The sequence below is a fragment of the Stenotrophomonas sp. YJH_SMC_12-1 genome (assembly GCF_059370935.1).
Genome location: NZ_JCAFUD010000005.1, coordinates 111,710 through 129,840, shown reverse-complemented (window position 1 = coordinate 129,840; position 18,131 = coordinate 111,710). Strand labels below are relative to the sequence as shown.

The following is an 18,131-nucleotide window of genomic DNA, read 5'->3' as shown; positions in this document are numbered from 1 at the left end:
TGGTCCGCAGGCCAGCCCCCGGATCGGGCCGGATCGGTGTGCCCGACCCGGCCTTGCGTCGATCGCCACGGCAAATTACCCCTTCCAGCGCCCGCCACCGGCCCCCACCGCCTACAATATCGGCCCCGCTCCGCTGCCGATTCTGTCCCATGACTGCTGATCTGTTGCCCGTCCGCCGGGCCCTCCTCTCCGTTTCCGACAAGACCGGTCTGGTCGAGCTGGCCACTGCGCTGGCGGCACGCGGCGTGGAGCTGCTGTCCACCGGCGGCACCGCCAAGGCGATCCGCGATGCGGGCCTGGCCGTGAAGGACGTGGCCGACGTCACCGGCTTCCCCGAAATGATGGACGGCCGGGTCAAGACCCTGCACCCGATGGTGCACGGCGGCCTGCTGGGCCGTTCGGGCCTGGATGATGCGGTGATGGCTGAGCACGGCATCGGTGCCATCGACCTGCTGGTGCTGAACCTGTACCCGTTCGAATCGGTCACCGCCAAGGCCGACTGCACGCTGGCCGACGCGGTCGAGAACATCGACATCGGCGGCCCGGCCATGCTGCGTTCGGCGGCCAAGAACTTCGCCCGCGTGGCAGTGGCCACCGACCCGTCGCAGTACGCCGAACTGCTGGCCTCGCTGGCGGCCAACAACGGCCAGCTGACGGCCGCCACCCGCTTCGCGTTCTCGGTGGCCGCGTTCAACCGCGTCGCCCAATACGACGCGGCGATCAGCAACTACCTGTCGGCGGTCACCGCCACCGACGCCGCCGTGCCGGTGCGTGCCGAGTACCCGGCACAGATGAACTCCACCTTCGTGAAGGTGATGGATCTGCGCTACGGCGAGAACCCGCACCAGAGCGGCGCGTTCTACCGCGACCTGTACCCGGTGCCGGGCACGCTGGCCACCTTCCAGCAGCTGCAGGGCAAGGAACTGAGCTACAACAACCTGGCCGATGCCGACGCGGCGTGGGAATGCGTGCGCCAGTTCGATGCACCGGCCTGCGTCATCGTCAAGCACGCCAACCCGTGTGGCGTGGCCGTCGGTGCCGGCAACGGCGATGCCTACGAGCTGGCCTACGCCACCGACCCGACCAGCGCCTTCGGCGGCATCATCGCCTTCAACAAGCCGCTGGACGCCGCCACTGCCAAGGTGATCCTGGACCGCCAGTTCGTGGAAGTGCTGATTGCGCCAGACTACGAGCCGGCCGCGCTGGAATACGCGCAGAAGAAGGCCAACGTGCGCGTGCTGCGCATCCCGCATGGTGATGGCCTGAACAACTTCGACAGCAAGCGCGTGGGCTCGGGCCTGCTGCTGCAGTCCTCGGACAACCGCGGCATGACCCGCGACGAGCTGAAGGTGGTCAGCAAGCTGGCGCCGACCGACAAGCAGTTCACCGACCTGCTGTTCGCCTGGAAGGTGGCCAAGTTCGTGAAGTCCAACGCGATTGTGTACGCCAAGGACAACCGTACGATTGGCGTGGGCGCCGGCCAGATGAGCCGCGTGTACTCGGCCCGCATCGCCGGCATCAAGGCCGCCGATGCGAACCTGGTGGTCGAGGGTTCGGTGATGGCTTCCGATGCGTTCTTCCCGTTCCGCGACGGCATCGACGCCGCTGCTGCCGCCGGCATCAAGGCGGTCATCCAGCCGGGCGGTTCGATGCGCGATGCCGAAGTGATCGCCGCCGCCGACGAACATGGCCTGGCGATGGTGTTCACCGGCGTGCGCCACTTCCGCCACTGATCCGCATCACGAAGCCGGGCCCTGCCCGGCTTTTCTCTTCCGTACCCGAGAACCCTGTCCCATGAAGATCCTCGTCATCGGCTCTGGCGGCCGCGAACACGCCCTGGCATGGAAGCTGGCCCAGTCCTCCCGTGTCACCGAAGTGATCGTGGCACCCGGCAACGCTGGCACCGCCAGCGAAGACAAGTGCCGCAACGTGGCGGTGAAAGTCACCGATATCGACGGTCTGCTGGCGCTGGCCCAGGCTGAAGGCGTGGCACTGACCGTGGTCGGCCCTGAAGTACCGCTGGTGGCTGGCGTGGTCGACCGCTTCCGCGCCGCCGGCCTGCGCATCTTCGGGCCGACCGCCGCCGCCGCGCAGCTGGAAGGCAGCAAGGCCTACGCCAAGGACTTCCTGGCCCGCCACAACATCCCCACCGCGTTCTACGCCGTGCACACCGACGTGGACGCCGCCCTGACCTACATCCGCGAGAAGGGCGCGCCGATCGTGGTCAAGGCCGATGGCCTGGCCGCCGGCAAGGGCGTGATCGTGGCGATGACCCTGGCCGAAGCCGAGGACGCGGTGCGTGACATGCTCTCGGGCAACGCGTTCGGCGATGCCGGTGCGCGCGTGGTGATCGAGGAGTTCCTCGACGGCGAGGAAGCCAGCTTCATTTCGATGGTGGACGGCGTGCATGCGCTGCCGATGGCCACCTCGCAGGACCACAAGCGCGTCGGCGACGGCGATACCGGCCCGAACACCGGCGGCATGGGCGCCTATTCGCCGGCCCCGGTGGTGACGCCGGAGGTGCATGCGCGGGTGATGCGCGAGGTGGTGAACCCCACCGTGCAGGGCATGATCGCCGACGGCATCCCGTTCACCGGCTTCCTCTACGCGGGCCTGATGATCGACGCCAGCGGCGCGCCGAAGGTGATCGAATTCAACGTGCGCTTTGGCGACCCGGAAACGCAGCCGGTGATGCTGCGCCTGCAGTCGGACCTGGTCGAGCTGGTGGAAGCCGCCATCGATGGCCGCCTGGACCAGGTCGAAGCGCAGTGGGATGCGCGCCCGTCGCTGGGCGTGGTGCTGGCGGCCAGGCCGTACCCGGAAGCGCCGATCACCGGTGACGTGATTTCCGGCCTGGACGACGTGCCGGCCAGTGCCAAGGTGTTCCATGCCGGTACGGCATTGGATGCGCAGGGCCACGTGGTCAGTGCCGGCGGTCGCGTGCTGTGCGTGGCCGCACTGGGCGACAGCGTGCGCGACGCGCAGGCCAATGCCTATGCCGGCGTGGCAAAGGTGACCTGGGCCAACGAGTTCCACCGCAACGACATCGGCTGGCGCGCGATCGCACGCGAGGGGTGAGGCCCCCCCCCGCTTCCATGCATGGCGCGGATTGAATACCACGGTAAAGCAAAGGCCCGGCATTGCCGGGCCTTTGCTTTACAGGACTGCTTCGAGACCCTTCCGATCAATCAGGTTCAAAAGCTTCAGCGACGGCCCGCTCGGCTTCTTCTCGCCCTGTTCCCAGCTACGGACCGTCGAAACGCTGGTGTTGAGCACACCTGCGAACACCGGCTGGCTAAGTTCCAGCGACGTGCGAAGTGCACGGATCTGGGCGCTGCTGTATTCGGGCACAGGCTCCAGACAAAGCGCCTCATACATGCTCATGCGCCGCTTGTCGATGAAGCCGCTGGCGTAAAGGCCCGCCGCGCCTTCATGCACCGCATCGAGGATCGCACTCTTTGCACGTCTATGTTCAACCGTCTTTGTCATGGCAAATCTCCTGCAGTTCTCCGCAGATAACTGCCCTGTCCAACTGTGCAGGGCTCATTCCCAAGAACTCAGACGCATACAGCTGAAGGGCATCCCGTTCCGCACTATTGATGGTCGCGCGCGCGCTCTTCTCGTAGCAGAAGAGAAAGAACCAGTAGCGCCCCACCTTGGTTGCGACAATAACGCGGGCGCTACCGCGCTTTCCGTGGCCCGGCAGCGCAACTCGCTTTTTGAGAAGGCCGCCCCCTATGTCTGCATCAATCAGTCCTTGACGCATTTCCACCACCGCGCGGCACAAGGCTCTATCGGTCAGTGAAGAACGTCGTGTACTGCGGTTGAAGCTTCGAGTGCGGAAGACACGTGACATGATCATACCGTGCCACCGAGTGGTACGGCGTGAAAATCAGCGTCCAGCGCATGCTCCGGTCGGCGCAGCTGCCGCCCTGGCGTCAGGATTGATCCACGCCATGCGTGGATGCGCTCCAAAAACAAAAAGGCCCGGCATCACCGCCGGGCCTTTCTTCATTCCAACGCCTTCCCGCTTACGCGGTGAACAGCGCCTTCATCTTCTTCAGCGCGTTCGCCTCAACCTGGCGGATGCGCTCGGCCGACACGCCGTACTCGTCGGCCAGCTCCTGCAGCGTCACCTTGCTGTCGGCGTCCAGCCAGCGACGGCGGATGATGTCGCGCGAGCGGGCATCCAGTTCGGCCAGGCCTTCGCGCAGCAGCTGCATCTGGTTGTCTTCGCTGTCCTCGCGCTCGTAGGCCATCGACGGGTCTTCGTCATCGGCAACCAGGAACGCAGCCGGCGACGGCGGTGCGTGTTCGTTGTCCTCGTCGGTCGGCGCGTCGAAACCGATATCGCGGCCGGACAGGCGCGACTCCATTTCCATGACTTCGCGCTCGGACACGTTCAGGTCCTTGGCCACCGCGCTCACTTCCGCCGCGTTCATCCAGCCCAGGCGCGTCTTCGACTTGCGCAGGTTGAAGAACAGCTTGCGCTGCGCCTTGGTGGTGGCGACCTTGACGATGCGCCAGTTCTTCAGGATGAACTCGTGCATCTCTGCACGGATCCAGTGCACGGCGAAGGAGACCAGGCGCACGCCCATGTCCGGGTCGAAACGCTTGACCGCCTTCATCAGGCCGATGTTGCCTTCCTGGATCAGATCGCCCAGGGCAAGGCCGTAGCCGTTGTAACCGCGGGCCACGTGCACCACGAAGCGCAGGTGCGAATGCACCAGCTCGCGGGCGGCGTCCAGATCGTTGCCGTCGCGGAAGCGACGGGCCAGGTCCTGTTCGTCATCGACCGACAGCACCGGGATCTGGTGCACGGCACCGATGTAGGCGTCCAGCGAACCGAGCGCACTGGGAATCGGGAGATTGTTTGCCACAAGGGCAGTAGAGGTGTTCTGGCTCATAGGCACCCATCTTAGCAGTCCGGGATTTGGACTGCTAAAGGAGGAAAAAGTTCCAGCATCCTATTGATGCAACACTGGTCCCAAACAGAGCCCTACCGTAGCGCGATTTGATGACAGTGGCGAGCGCGCTTTTCGGGATTCACAATCCCTTGGAATTCAAGCAATTACCTGCCGGGAACCGGCCGATTCCGGTCAAGCGGAGCTGAACGGGCCGTTCTGGAGGCCCATTCAGGCCAGGGAACGTTGTCCGGCGTTCAGGCCCGGCCGCCAGCCGGCGCTCAGAGCACCGAGCGCGGCGGCAGCGACCAGTCGATCGGGGCCTGGCCGCGACGCTGCAGGTACTCGTTGGCCATCGAGAAATGGCGGCAGCCGAGGAAGCCACGATGGGCCGACAGCGGCGACGGATGCGGGGCCTTCAGAACGCGATGGCGACGGGTATCAATGACCTTGCCCTTCTGCTGCGCGTAGGCACCCCAGAGCATGAACACCAAGCCTTCGCGTTCGCGGTTGAGCACGTCCACCACGTGATCGGTGAAACCTTCCCAGCCACGGCCCTGGTGTGCGCCGGCCTTGCCCTCCTCCACCGTCAGCACGGCATTGAGCAGCAGCACGCCGCGTTGCGCCCACGGGATCAGGCAGCCGTGTTCCGGGCGCGGGATACCGAGATCGCTTTCGATCTCCTTGTAGATGTTCAGCAGCGACGGCGGCACCGGCACGCCCGGCGGCACCGAGAAACTCAGGCCATGCGCCTGGCCACGGCCGTGGTACGGGTCCTGGCCGAGGATCACCACCTTCACCTGCTCAAATGGCGTGGCGTCGAATGCGGCGAAGATCTGCGGGCCGGGCGGGAATACCGCTGCGCCACTGGCCTTGCGCTGGCGCAGGAAGCTGGACAGCTCGCGCATCTGCGGCTGCAGGAGGTAATCGCCGACATGCTGCTTCCAGCTCGGTTCCAGCTGGATCGTCGGGGTGTCCGCTACTTCATCAATCATTGCACCACTTCATCGAATCAGGGGTCCATCGTTCAACCGGGCCAGGCGCAGCTGGAACAGCACCTTGGTGACCAGCAGCCGTTCTTCGATCGGCTTGAGTACCAGGTCGTTGGCGCCGGACTGCAGCAGCCCGGTCTGGTTGTGCGGGTTGCCGTCGCCGGTCATCACCAGCACCGGCAGGCGGCGCTTGCCGTAACCGAAGTCCACGCGCACGCGCTGCACCACGTCGCGGCCGCTCAGTTCCCCCTTCAGGGTGACGTCGGTCAGCACCAGGTCGATGCGATGGCGGCTGCGGCCCAGCGACTCGGCGGTGAGCAGGGTGAACGCCTCTTCGGCGCTGACCACGTGCAGCACGTTCAACTGCTGGCGCTCGAGCATGCGCTTGGTGGCCTCGGCCACCACGCGGCTGTCCTCGATGTAGAGGATGGTCGCGCCGGGAATGGTCTGCGGCTGCACATAGCCGCGGATGAAGGTCGCCAGCGCCTCGTGGCCCAGCGCCTTGTCGAAATAGTCGGTGACGTACTCGGTGAAGCGACGCTGCTCCAGATGCTGCTGGGCATCGCCGGACACCACGATCACCGGCACGTAGGCCTGGCCGGCCGCTTCGCGGACCATCCGCGCCAGCGCCAGGCCGTCGCCATCACGCAGGGTCAGCGAGGTGGTCACCAGGTCCACCGGGCCCTGCGCCAGCGCCTGCTGCGCATCCTCGATGCTGTCGCAGCCGATCACCTCCACGCCTGGCAGGTCGCGCTGCAGGACGTCGGCGATCAGCTTGCGGACCAGCTTCGAGCCATCGACCACCATCACCCGCGTCGCGGGCCCTTCAAGATGCTTCAGCGCTTGCGGTTGCATGCCGGTCTCAGGTGTCGGTCGGTCGGGTCTGGCGCAGGAAGTGGCCGGTGACCAGCCACGCACCCAGCCAGCCCAGCAGCAGCGTGCCGAGCAGGACCAGGCCACCGTGCAGCAGGTCCAGGCCGTGCAGCACGAACGGGCTGCCGTAGCTGCGCGAGAGTTCGGCCAGCGGTACGCGCAGCGCGGCACCGGCGGCGCCGATCAGCGCCAGCGCAACCGCGCCGGCGCCCAGGCCATACCACGCACCCAGGTACAGGAACGGGCGGCGGATGAAGCCATCACTGGCGCCGAGCAGCTGCAGCACGCCGATCTCTTCGCGGCGGGCCTGGATGTCCAGGCGCACGGTGTTGCCGACCACCAGCGCGGCACCGACGCCGAGCAGGACCGACAGCACCTGCACCAGCCGCGCGCCGAACGCCAGCCAGGCATCCAGGCGCTGGCGCCACAGTGCATCGTGCTGCACCAGGTCGGCCTCGGGCAGGCTCTCCAGCGCGCGTGCCAGGCGCGCGTCGTCCTTGCCCTGGCCGGGGGTGATCACCAGCAGCGAGGGCAGCGGGTTGTCATTGAGTGCGTCGATCGCCTCGCCGAGGCCGGCGTCGCGCAGTTCCTGCAGGCCCTGCTCGGGCGTGCGCACGTTCACTTCGGCCACGTCGTCGCGGTCGCGCAGCTGGCCGGCCAGGCGCAGCGCGCCGGGGCCATCGACGTTGCCCTTCAGGAACACATTGATGTCGCGCGACTGCTGCACGCTGCCGGCGAACTGCTTGAGGTTGTCCAGCGCGATCGACAGGCCCAGCGGCAGGGCCAGCGCCAGCGCCATGACCATCACCGTCAGCAGGGTCGCCCACGGTTTGCGGCAGGCACGGCCGAGGCTGAACACCACGCTGTGCGCGTGGTGCTGGAACCAGACGCCCACGCGCGAGGGGGCGGCGGCTTCGCTGTTTTCGTTCTTCGCCATGGGTTACTCCGCCAGATCCTGCGGCGAGATGTCATCCACCAGCCGGCCGTGGTCGAGGATCAGCACGCGCTTGCGCATGCGGCGCAGCAGCGGCAGGTCGTGGCTGACCACCAGCACGCTGGTGCCGCGCGCGGGCAGCTCGGCGAACAGAGCCATGATCTCCGCCGCCAGGGTCGGGTCGAGGTTGCCGGTCGGTTCATCGGCCACCAGCAGCTTGGGCTCACCGACGATGGCGCGGGCGATGCCGACGCGCTGCTGCTCACCGGCCGACAGCTGCGAGGGCAGCGCCTTCTCGCGGTGGCCCAGGCCCATCCGTTCCAGCACCGAGCGCACGCGCTTGCTGATGTCGCCACGGCGGGTGCCGCGCAGGATCAGCGGCAGCGCCACGTTCTCGGCGATCGAGCGGTCCATCAGCAGGCGGTGGTCCTGGTAGACCGCACCCACCGCGCGACGGTGGCGGGGCACATCGCCGCCACGCACCTTCAGCAGGTTGCGCTCGTCGAACACCACCGCGCCACGGCTGGGCCGCTCGTCCAGGTGGATCAACTTGAGCAGGGTGCTTTTGCCCGCACCGGAATGGCCGGTGACGAACAGCATCTCGCCCGGCGCGACCTCGAAGCTGACATCGGTCAGTGCCTCGTGGCCACCGGCGTACTGTTTGCTGACATTGTCGAAGCGCAGGACACTCATGCCCCGATTATGCAGGACCGGCGCGACGTCGTGGAGACGGTCACACGATCGGTAGTGCCGGCCGCTGGCCGGCAACCCACACAGCTGCCGGCCAGGGTGGGTGCCGACCGTTGGCCGGCACGCCCTTGAAGCCACCCGACCAACGGTCGGGTGCTACCCGCTGATCGGCAGCGCCGATCAGCTGCCCGACAGCATCCGGCGGATCTTGCGGCCGATGCGGGTCAGGAACGAATCGCCGGTATCAGCAGCCGTGCGCACCGGCTTGGCCACCACCTGCACCGGCGTGACCGGGCTGGCGCCATTGCCGGCGGCGTTCTGCACGCCCTCGGCACCTTCGACCGGACGACCGTGGCGACGGCGGCGGCGCTTGCGCGGCTTGTGCTCGCCGTCCGCAGCACCTTCCGGTGCGCCTTCGGCGCGCGGCGGGCGCGGCGGACGCGGGGCCTGGGCAGCGGCGCCTTCGGCACCGGCGGCCGGCGCGGCAGCGCCCTGCTCGCCTTCCGCGCGTGGCTTGCGCGGGCCACGCGAACGGCGTTCGCCGCTGCGCTCACCGTCACGGCCACCACGGCCACCACCACCACCGGAACGGCCGCCACTGCGGCCACCGCCCCGACGCTCTTCCTCGGCGGCACGGGCTTCGCGTGCTTCGCGGAAGATCTGGCCGACGCTTTCGTTGTCCTCGCCTTCCTCGCCTGCAGCCGGAGCCGGGCGTTCGGGGCGCGGCAGCGGGGTCAGCAGTTCCTTGGTGACCGGCTCGGACGGAATCTTCTGCTCGATATAGGCCTCGATGTCCGGCAGGCCCATGGCGTAGCGCTCGCAGGCGAAGCTGATGGCGTCGCCCTCTTCACCCAGGCGCGCGGTGCGGCCGATGCGATGCACGTAGTCTTCGGCGTCGAACGGCAGGTCGTAGTTGTAGACGTACTTGATGCCGTCGATGTGCAGGCCGCGCGCAGCCACGTCGGTGGCCACCAGGATTTCCAGCTGGCCCTTCTGGAAGCGGTTGAGCAGGCTCTCGCGCTTCTTCTGCGGCACATCACCGGACAGCACGCCGACACGGTAGCCGGCCTTTTCCAGCGAACGCGCCACGCGCTCGACGAACACCTTGGTGTTGACGAAGACCATGGTGCGCGCGCCTTCGCTGCGCGACAGCAGGCCCAGCAGCAGCGGGATCTTCTCGTCGTCGGCCGGGAAGTAGATGCGCTGGCGCACGCGCGCGGCGGTGATGGTCTCGGCTTCGACCACCAGCTTCTGCGGCTCGTTCATGTGCTCGTAGGCCAGCTCCAGCACGCGGTGGCTGAGGGTGGCACTGAACAGCAGGGTCTGGCGGGTGGTGCGCTCCGGCATGCGGCGCAGCAGGAAGCGGATGTCCTTGATGAAGCCCAGGTCGAACATACGGTCGGCTTCGTCCAGCACGCAGATCTCGCAGGCGTGCAGCGACACCACCTTGTGCTGCTTGACGTAGTCGATCAGGCGGCCCGGGGTGGCGATGATCACGTCCACGCCCTGCTGCAGCAGCTCGCGCTGCTTGTCGTAATCCACGCCGCCGTAGACCAGGGCGAAGCGCAGGCCCAGGTCGGAACCGAACTTCACCGCATCCTTGTGGATCTGGATGGCCAGCTCGCGGGTCGGGGCGAGGATCAGCGCACGCGGATCTTCCGGCTTGCGATCGGCCAGCGCCGGACGCGTCAGCAGGCGGTTCACGACAGCGACCAGGAAGGCCAGGGTCTTGCCGGTGCCGGTCTGGGCCTGGCCGGCGACATCACCGCCGGGCAGCGCGACCGGCAGGGTCAGCGCCTGGATCGGGGTGCAGCGGGTGAATCCGGCTCCTTCAAGGCCGGCCTGCAGGGCCGGGTGCAGCTCGAAGGAGGAAAAGGTCAAATCGGTCAGCGGTTTGTCGCTCATGAGTCCGTCTTGGTATGGCCGCCGGCCCGTGGGGCGGCTGGCACTTCATCGTCTAGGGGCACCGTCGCAAACTGCGGCCCCTGCGGCGGGTTGGCAGGCTGGGACCACCCGGTCCGCGCGCCGCACAATGGCCCAGTTTAACGCACTCGGGCCGGCAAACCGGAATGCCCTGTCTCACCAGCTGGAGAGACGGCGCGCCTTCATCCAGCCACACGGGACTTGAACGACCCCGCCGGTCCCGCTGGTGTCGCCCGCTGCCATCCCCATCTTCGGGAAGACAGTGAAATCCGACACATACCGGGCTTCGAAGCGATCACGATACGCTGGGTTCCAGCCGGCGCCTGTCCCCGCCCTGCGATAGGGGTACACTGCCGGCCGTGAGCGTCCAGGCATCCCGCCGAACGCACCGCGGCAGTGCGCCGCGAGGCAACGACGAGGGTCGCGCCACCGGGCATGGCCCAGTTCACCCACCTCCGGCATGGCCGGGTGCAATCCAAGACGAGAAACCAAGATGAGCGACAAGGTTGTACATGTCGGCGACGCCGACTTTGATAGCGCAGTGCTGAATTCCAAGGAACCGGTGCTGGTCGATTTCTGGGCCGAATGGTGTGGCCCGTGCAAGATGATCGCCCCGGCGCTGGACGAACTGGCCGATGCCTACCAGGGCCGCGCCAAGATCGCCAAGGTCAACGTCGACCACAATCGTGCGCTGGCCGCCAAGTACCACGTGCGTTCGATCCCGTACCTGGTCGTGTTCAAGGACGGCGAGAAGGTCGGCGAGCAGATCGGTGCGGTGGGCAAGGCCCAGCTGGCCGGCCTGCTGGACAAGGCCCTGGCCTGATCCTGCTGTTTTCCGGCAGCCGCCACCCGCGGCTGCCGGCGGACGCCCTGCGTCCATGATGAATGCTGTTCCCGGCAGCCCTTGCACGGCGCCGCAGGCCGATGATAGTGTCGGCACATCCGGCCGCGTTCGCGTGCCGCACCCTCTGGACGCAGTTTCTTCCAGACCCATTCCCAACGTTCGCCGCCCCAGCCGGGCGCTCGCACCTTCAAGCGAGGAATAACGCTCTTGTCCGATAACACTTCCGAAACCGGCAGCGCCGATGCGCCCGCCGAAAAGCGCGTGCGCAAGCCCCGCGTGAGCAAGGCCGCCGCCCCGGCAGCCGCCGAAACCAGCGCCGCTCCGGCGCAGCCGACCCTGCCGCTGGCCGCCGCGCCCGAGGCACCGGCCCCCGCCCCCGCACCGAGCGCGCCCGCCGCCGAGGCCCCTGCCAGCAGTGGCGGTGGCGAAGGTGGTGAGGGTCGCGAATCCGGCCAGCCGCGGCAGCAGAACCACCAGGGCGGTGGCCAGAACCAGGGCCAGAACCCGTACAACCAGAACGGCCAGCAGGGCCAGGGGCAAGGCCAGGGCAACCGCCGTGACCGCTTCCGCAACCGCCGCGACCGTGACCGCAACAACAACCGCTTCCGCGACGACGGCATGCCCAACGACGGCGGCGAGCAGCAGCCCTTCGTGCCGCGTCCGCACGCCAACGTGCCGGAAGGTTTCCCGGTCTATTCGCTGAGCGACCTCAAGCGCATGCCGGCACAGAAGCTGCTGGAAATCGCCGAGCAGCTGCAGATCTCCGAAGGCGTGGCACGCGCCCGCAAGCAGGATGTGATCTTCGCCCTGCTGAAGGTGCTGACCCGCCATGGTGACGGCGTCGCCGCCGACGGCGTGCTGGAAATCCTGCCGGACGGCTTCGGCTTCCTGCGCGCGGCCGAAGCCAGCTACCTGGCCGGCCCGGACGACACCTACATCTCGCCCAGCCAGATCCGCCGCTTCAACCTGCGCACCGGCGACCATATCTCCGGCCGCATCCGCTTCCCGAAGGACGGCGAGCGCTACTTCGCGCTGAACATCGTCGACACCATCAACGGCGAGCCGATCGAAGCGTCGAAGAACAAGGTGCTGTTCGAGAACCTGACCGCCCTGTTCCCGCGCCGCCGCTTCACCCTGGAGCGCGGCAACGGTTCGTCGGAAGACATCACCGGCCGCATCCTCGACCTGATGGCGCCGCAGGGCAAGGGCCAGCGCTCGCTCATCGTGTCGCAGCCGAAGGCCGGCAAGACCATGATGATGCAGCAGGTCGCCACCGCCATCACCACCAACCACCCGGACGTGCACCTGATCGTGCTGCTGATCGACGAGCGCCCGGAAGAAGTGACCGAAATGCAGCGCACCGTGCGCGGCGAGGTCATCAGCTCGACCTTCGACGAACCGGCCGCGCGCCACGTGCAGGTGGCCGAAATGGTCATCGAGCGCGCCAAGCGCCTGGTCGAGCACAAGAAGGACGTGGTGATCCTGCTCGACTCGATCACCCGCCTGGCCCGCGCCTACAACAACGTGGTGCCGAGCTCGGGCAAGGTGCTGACCGGTGGCGTGGACGCCAACGCCCTGCACCGCCCGAAGCGCTTCTTCGGTGCCGCGCGCAACGTGGAAGAAGGCGGCAGCCTGACCATCATCGCCACCGCGCTGGTCGACACCGGCTCAAAGATGGACGAGGTGATCTACGAAGAGTTCAAGGGCACCGGCAACAGCGAAGTGCACCTGAGCCGTCGCATCGCTGAAAAGCGCGTGTTCCCGGCCATCGACATCAACCGTTCCGGCACCCGCCGCGAAGACCTGCTGATCGAGCCGGAACTGCTGCAGAAGATCTGGATCCTGCGCAAGCTGCTGCATCCGATGGATGAAATGGCCGCGATGGAGTTCCTGCTGGACAAGATGAAGAACACCAAGTCCAACGACGAGTTCTTCGGTTCGATGAAGCGCTGATCCACGGCATTGCATCGAAAAGAACCTGCCGCTCGCTGCGGCAGGTTTTTTTTTACCTGCAGGGCGACCCACTTCACTTCACCGCCGCCCGGTTTTGGCGATAATCCGCCCGATGCCCTGCCCGGCCTCGAGGGCCTGGCCACCGATTCCCGCTGTCGCCCCTTCCGGAGAACCGGTCGGGTCCAGCCTCCTGCCGGATCCGTCGACGCATGCGAACGCTGTCTCCCCGCCTCAACCTGGGCAAGCTGATCCTCGCCCTGGCCCTGCTCAGCGCCATCATCGCGCTGGCCAACACCCTGCTGGCCAGCTACCGGGTGCAGCGCGACCAGCTGGTCGGCAACACCCTGGAGGCCAACCGCGTCTACGCCACCAAACTGGCCGAAACGACCCAGAACTTCCTGCTGGCTGCCCAGCAGGAACTGGCCTACGCCGCCACGCGGCTCGGCCAGGGCAACCTCGACCCGGCACAGGCCCAGGACGAAGCCAGCCGCCTGCAGCTGCAGACCAACAGCTTCAACTCTTCGCTGGTGGTGGATGCCGACGGCCTGGTGATCGCCACCTCGCCGCAGACCCTGCAGCTGCAGGGCGAAGTGCTGCACAGCGTCGGCAACAATGCCGCGCTGGCCGCGCGCCAGCCGATGATCAGCGACCCGTACCAGTCGGCCACCGGCAAGCTGCTGGTCTCGCTGTCGCACCCGATCTTCGATCGCCAGGGCCACTACCGTGGTTACGTCAGCGGCACCCTGTACCTGCGCCAGCGCAGCGCACTGCACACGCTGCTGGGCAAGCACTACTACCGTGATGGTTCCTACCTGTACGTGGTCGATCGCCATGGCCGCCTGCTGTACCACGCCGATGGCAAGCGGGTGGGCGACTACGTGGTCGGCAACCCCGCAGTAAAGGCCGTGGTGCGCGGCGAGCGTGGCGCGCAGCAGGTGCGCAACAACCTGGGCGTGTCGATGCTGGCCGGCTATGCGCCGGTGGCGGCCACCGGCTGGGGCATCATCGCCCAGCGCCCGACCGAGGCCACGCTGCAGCCGCTGTCGCGGTTGATGACTGCGGTAATCTGGAACGCAATCCCGCTGGGCCTGCTGTCGCTGCTGATCACCTGGTGGTTCGCCCGTCGCATCTCGATGCCGCTGTGGCAGCTCGCACGCAACGTGCAGGGCGGCGAAGACACCGGCAATGCGATCAGCCACGTCAGCGGCATCCGCGCGTGGTACTTCGAGGTCGCCCAGCTCAAGCAGGCGGTACTGCACAGCTTCAATGCGCTGCAGGACCGCATCGGCACGCTCAACCGCGCCAGCCGCACCGATCCGCTGACCAGTCTTCTCAACCGCCGCGGCCTGCAGCAGGCGCTGGATGCCCTGCAGATACAGGGCATCCCGTTCGCGATCCTGGCGCTGGACATCGATCGCTTCAAATCGATCAATGACAACCACGGCCATGACGTCGGCGACGCTGCCATCGTCCACATCGCCAACCAGATGCGCCGCTACTCGCGCGACAGCGACATCCTCTGCCGCGCCGGCGGCGAGGAGTTCCTGCTGCTGTTGCCGGGCATCAGCGCCGAGTCAGCGCGACAGGCTGGCGAGCGTCTGCGCCAGCACATTGCCGACCATCCGTTTGAACCGGTCGGCACCATCACCGTCTCGCTGGGCGTGGCCCACTTCCCCAGCTTCCATGTCGATGCCGAGCAGGCGCTGCGGCTGGCCGACAAGGCGCTGTACCTGGCCAAGGAGCAGGGCCGCAACCGGGTGGTGGTCTACCCCTACGCCGATTGACGCGGAGCCGGGCTGGCCGGCTCCGCAGTGATCGTCAGCCCTGCTCCAGCGGCGTCAGCAGGCGCAGGCCGCGCTTGGCGCCGTCGACCATGTAGATGCCGCCCTCGGGCAGCAGGTCGCTGCCGGCCTGCTCGATCGCATCTGCCTTCCGCCACGGCACGGCCTGCCGTGGGCCCGGGATGAAGGCACGCCAGCGGCCATAGCGCTCCGCTCCATTGGGATCATCGTTCAGGCCGAAATTGACCGGTATGCGTACCGTCCAGCTGTCGCGGGTGCTGGCTTCGCCGGTGGTCGGTGGGTTGAACGTCCACTTGCGGGCACTGCTGACGGCGGCCCTGGCCAGGATTTCGCGCATCTTGGCAAGGGTGCGCTCGCGTCCGACCACGGTCATGTTCACCTGCTCGGCAACGACATCGGCCACCGTGCCGTCACGCGCGATCCTGACCACCAGCAGTACTTCGCCTTGGCCGCCGCTCCGATAGACCTCTTCCGGATAACGCGGGGGCGCCATGCGACCTTGGGTCACCGAATCTGTGGCTTTCTCATCGTACTCGCTGAAGTTGACGCTGGTCATGCTGACTTCGTAGCCACCATCGGCCATGGCCTTGCCCCGCAGGCGCACCCGCAATGGCGCACGTGCCGCCACCGCCGTGCCATCGCGCAGGGTGGGTTCGAAGCGCCAGCCACCGATGGTGCCCTCCACGAAGGACGCGATGCTCGGAGACAGCATCGACTTCTGGTCCAGTACCAACGAACTGACCGCGCCCTCGGGCGTGACCTCGATATGGCCAGAGAGCACCATGCTCATCTCCGCGGTGGCACGCACCGCGCGCGTGGTCTGCGCGCTGGCATCGCCGGCGAACAGCGGAGCGCCGGCACCGACGGCCAACGCGAGAGCGAGGAACAATGGGGAACGCATCATTGCCGGATCCTTGGTGATGAAGGGCGAGAGTACCTCAGTCCCAACACCCATGACAGCTGGCTCACGCCAACCGGTGCGCGCCAGCATAGGGCGGCGTGTCCGGATAGTCACCTCGGGCGAAGCGTTCCTGCAGGCCCTGCCACCAGCCCGGGTCGAACAGGTGCCGGTAGTGCTCGCGCACCGCTGCCAGCTCTGCAGCGGGCAGGCCCATGAACGGGCCGAAGCGCTCGGGAAACACGTCGCGCGGACCGACATGGAACCATGGCTCATCGGACATCGCTTCCTCCGGCGTACGCGGCTCCGGCCAGGCGCGGAACACGCAGTCGCTGACCAGGCACAGCTCGTCGTAGTCGTAGAATACGGCCCGGCCATGCCGTGATACGCCGAAATTCTTTGGCAGCATGTCACCGGGGAAGATGTTGTTGCGCGCCATGTCGGTGATCGCCTGCGCATAGTCGAGCACTGCCGCCCGCACCGCCTCCGCGCCCTGCTCGCGCAGGTACAGATTCAAGGGACGAAAACGACGCTGCACATAGCACAGTGCGACTTCGACCTCATCGCCATCGATGCGTACGCTCTGCGCGCACTGCTGCAGCAGTTCTTCCAGCAAGGCCGGCGCGAAGCGGTCGCGCGGAAAGCGCAGGTGGCGATAGGGCTGTGCGTCGAGCAGGCGGCCGACACGATCGAGGTTGAACACCAGTGCGTACTTCTCTTCCACCTGCTGCCGCGACATCGCCTTGGGCCACGCGAAACGGTCGCGGATCAGCTTGAACACCAGCGGGTAACTGGGCAGGGTGAACACCGCCATGACCATGCCCGGCGTGCCCTCTGCATGCACCAGCCGCTCCTGCGGGTGCTCGTTGAAATGACGGAAGAAGGTGCGGTAGCGCTCGGTCTTGCCCTGCTTGGCGCGGCCCAGCACGGTGTATATCTCATCGATGGGCTTGCCCGGCAGCAGACTGCGCAGGAACACCACCGCATCACCGACCGTGGCCAGGTTGGCCTGGAAATAGCTGCGTGACACGCCGAACAGGTGGGCCACGTCCCGGCGCCGGGTCAGCACTGCATCGGCGCGCAGGCCACGCTCGTCGTTCACCAGGGCAATCACGCACGGCGAGAACCGGTGCTCGCCGAACACGCGGCCAACCAGGTAAGCGCGGCGCTCGCGGTAGAACACCGTGTCGAGCAGCTCGATGCTGCGTACCGGCGTATCGCCCCAGTGGGCCAGGTCATCCTGCAGGCGCACCGCGATGGCCGCGGCGCAGCGCAGCTGGTGCGCATAGGGGATATCGAAGCGATAGTCGGCCAGCACCCGCTGCAGCGCCTCCACCGGCCGCGTCGGCGAAACCGCGTAGGTATGCCGCGCCACCGGGTGGGTGATGGCATCGGAGGGTTCGACATCGAAGGCGATGAACTCCAGCGCCGGGTCCACGCCGCGGGTAGCGAACAGGCGTCGCGACAACGTGTTGTAGAAGGTCTTGTACAGCTCCGCGTCGATCAGGCCCTGCAGCAGCGCGCTGTAGCGGGCGTGCACCCGCAACCACAGCGCGCGCTCGCCGATCGCGTCACCGGCAAGGCGGCGCAGCGCATCCATCTGCTCGGCGATGCACAGGTCGTACAGGGCGATGCGCTCGACCGCATCCTGCCGGGCGCCGGCCCAGTCGCGCTGCTCGAAGCGCTGCCGCGCCCGTGCGGTGATCGCCACAAAGCGGGCGTGGTACTGCTCGAAACCGTCGCGGATGGCTACCGCGATGCGCGGTGCCAGCTCGGCAGCGATGTCAGGACTGGACATGCATGGCTCACCCGGGAGGACCGGCTTCACCATACGCTGGCGTGTGCGATGCCGTCGAGCGCGAAGGTAGTGCCGGCCGCTGGCCGGCAGCACCTGGACCGTCTATGGGTCGATGCAGTTGCCGGCCAGCACCCGGCACTACCGGCTCAGATCGCCAGTTCGGCTTCCACGTCCTGCACCTTGCGCCGTGCCAATGCCAGGTTGGACCTGGTACGGTCCAGCACGATGTAGAAGAACAGGCCCTTCTTCTTCGCCACCGGGCGCATGATGTGGTACGCCTTGCCCAACGAGATCAGGATGTCCTCGATGCTGTCGTTGAGGTTCAGCGATGCGGCGGTCTTCATCTTGGCACGGATCACTTCGGTGTTGCCGGCGGCGGCCACTTCCATGTCCATGCCGGCACCGGCTTCGCCCAGCAGCATGCCGCTTTCATAGTCGACCAGCGCCACTGCCTGCGCGCCGTCGATGCCCATCAGTGCGTTCAACGATTCGTTCAGTCCAGCCACGTCGCACCCCTTGT

The 18,131-nt window shown here is 67.0% G+C and carries 16 protein-coding genes; 5 read left to right on the top strand and 11 right to left on the bottom strand.

What is annotated here, in order from left to right; all coding sequences use genetic code 11:
• Nucleotides 1-149: 149 nt before the first annotated feature.
• Together purH and purD are read left to right on the top strand one after the other, a co-directional pair.
• Nucleotides 150-1,733, top strand: a complete 1,584-nt coding sequence (gene purH / locus AC5P8Y_RS10895) for a bifunctional phosphoribosylaminoimidazolecarboxamide formyltransferase/IMP cyclohydrolase (protein WP_049403520.1) — start codon at nt 150-152, stop codon at nt 1,731-1,733.
• 61 nt (nt 1,734-1,794) lie between these two features.
• Entirely contained in the window at nt 1,795-3,078 is a 1,284-nt protein-coding gene (gene purD / locus AC5P8Y_RS10890; RefSeq protein ID WP_049403519.1) for a phosphoribosylamine--glycine ligase, read from the top strand.
• A gap of 78 nt (nt 3,079-3,156) precedes the next feature.
• Here the strand turns inward: purD and AC5P8Y_RS10885 are convergent, their stop codons facing one another.
• From AC5P8Y_RS10885 to rhlB, 8 genes are all read right to left on the bottom strand, one after another.
• A complete protein-coding gene (locus AC5P8Y_RS10885; protein ID WP_005414661.1) occupies nt 3,157-3,489 on the bottom strand; it encodes a helix-turn-helix domain-containing protein in 333 nt (110 codons plus the stop codon).
• Entirely contained in the window at nt 3,473-3,856 is a 384-nt protein-coding gene (locus tag AC5P8Y_RS10880; RefSeq protein WP_049403536.1) for a type II toxin-antitoxin system RelE/ParE family toxin, read from the bottom strand. Before AC5P8Y_RS10880 ends, AC5P8Y_RS10885 begins: the two co-directional genes overlap by 17 nt.
• Nucleotides 3,857-4,031: 175 nt before the next feature.
• Nucleotides 4,032-4,907, bottom strand: coding sequence for an RNA polymerase sigma factor RpoH (gene rpoH, locus AC5P8Y_RS10875; RefSeq protein ID WP_005411269.1), 876 nt, complete (start codon nt 4,905-4,907; stop codon nt 4,032-4,034).
• 278 nt (nt 4,908-5,185) lie between these two features.
• A complete protein-coding gene (ung, locus tag AC5P8Y_RS10870) occupies nt 5,186-5,899 on the bottom strand; it encodes a uracil-DNA glycosylase (protein WP_033834068.1) in 714 nt (237 codons plus the stop codon).
• Between the two features lie 9 nt (nt 5,900-5,908).
• The gene (locus AC5P8Y_RS10865; RefSeq protein ID WP_005411271.1) at nt 5,909-6,751 is read right to left on the bottom strand and encodes a response regulator; all 843 of its coding nucleotides are present in this window, start codon (nt 6,749-6,751) and stop codon (nt 5,909-5,911) included.
• Between the two features lie 7 nt (nt 6,752-6,758).
• Nucleotides 6,759-7,706 carry a permease-like cell division protein FtsX gene (gene ftsX, locus AC5P8Y_RS10860; RefSeq protein ID WP_005414664.1) on the bottom strand — a complete coding sequence of 316 codons (948 nt, stop codon included), beginning with the start codon at nt 7,704-7,706 and terminating at the stop codon, nt 6,759-6,761.
• A gap of 3 nt (nt 7,707-7,709) precedes the next feature.
• Nucleotides 7,710-8,396 carry a cell division ATP-binding protein FtsE gene (gene ftsE / locus AC5P8Y_RS10855; protein WP_005411273.1) on the bottom strand — a complete coding sequence of 229 codons (687 nt, stop codon included), beginning with the start codon at nt 8,394-8,396 and terminating at the stop codon, nt 7,710-7,712.
• Between the two features lie 177 nt (nt 8,397-8,573).
• Nucleotides 8,574-10,298, bottom strand: coding sequence for an ATP-dependent RNA helicase RhlB (gene rhlB / locus AC5P8Y_RS10850; protein ID WP_049403517.1), 1,725 nt, complete (start codon nt 10,296-10,298; stop codon nt 8,574-8,576).
• Between the two features lie 511 nt (nt 10,299-10,809).
• On the opposite strand from rhlB, the gene trxA reads away from it, so the two are divergent.
• The 3 genes from trxA (at nt 10,810) to AC5P8Y_RS10835 (ending at nt 14,897) form a co-directional block, all read left to right on the top strand.
• A complete protein-coding gene (gene trxA / locus AC5P8Y_RS10845) occupies nt 10,810-11,139 on the top strand; it encodes a thioredoxin (protein WP_005411275.1) in 330 nt (109 codons plus the stop codon).
• Nucleotides 11,140-11,367: 228 nt separating this feature from the next.
• Complete coding sequence (gene rho, locus AC5P8Y_RS10840) at nt 11,368-13,113, top strand: transcription termination factor Rho (protein ID WP_005414668.1); 1,746 nt, start codon at nt 11,368-11,370, stop codon at nt 13,111-13,113.
• Nucleotides 13,114-13,322: 209 nt separating this feature from the next.
• Nucleotides 13,323-14,897, top strand: coding sequence for a sensor domain-containing diguanylate cyclase (locus tag AC5P8Y_RS10835; RefSeq protein WP_049433104.1), 1,575 nt, complete (start codon nt 13,323-13,325; stop codon nt 14,895-14,897).
• 34 nt (nt 14,898-14,931) lie between these two features.
• Here the strand turns inward: AC5P8Y_RS10835 and AC5P8Y_RS10830 are convergent, their stop codons facing one another.
• The 3 genes from AC5P8Y_RS10830 to AC5P8Y_RS10820 form a co-directional block, all read right to left on the bottom strand.
• Nucleotides 14,932-15,819 (bottom strand): energy transducer TonB, encoded by an 888-nt coding sequence (locus AC5P8Y_RS10830; RefSeq protein ID WP_049403515.1) that lies wholly within the window; start codon nt 15,817-15,819, stop codon nt 14,932-14,934.
• A gap of 61 nt (nt 15,820-15,880) precedes the next feature.
• Complete coding sequence (gene aceK / locus AC5P8Y_RS10825) at nt 15,881-17,611, bottom strand: bifunctional isocitrate dehydrogenase kinase/phosphatase (protein ID WP_111108774.1); 1,731 nt, start codon at nt 17,609-17,611, stop codon at nt 15,881-15,883.
• A gap of 146 nt (nt 17,612-17,757) precedes the next feature.
• Nucleotides 17,758-18,117, bottom strand: a complete 360-nt coding sequence (locus AC5P8Y_RS10820) for a hypothetical protein (protein ID WP_005411280.1) — start codon at nt 18,115-18,117, stop codon at nt 17,758-17,760.
• Nucleotides 18,118-18,131 lie beyond the last annotated feature (14 nt).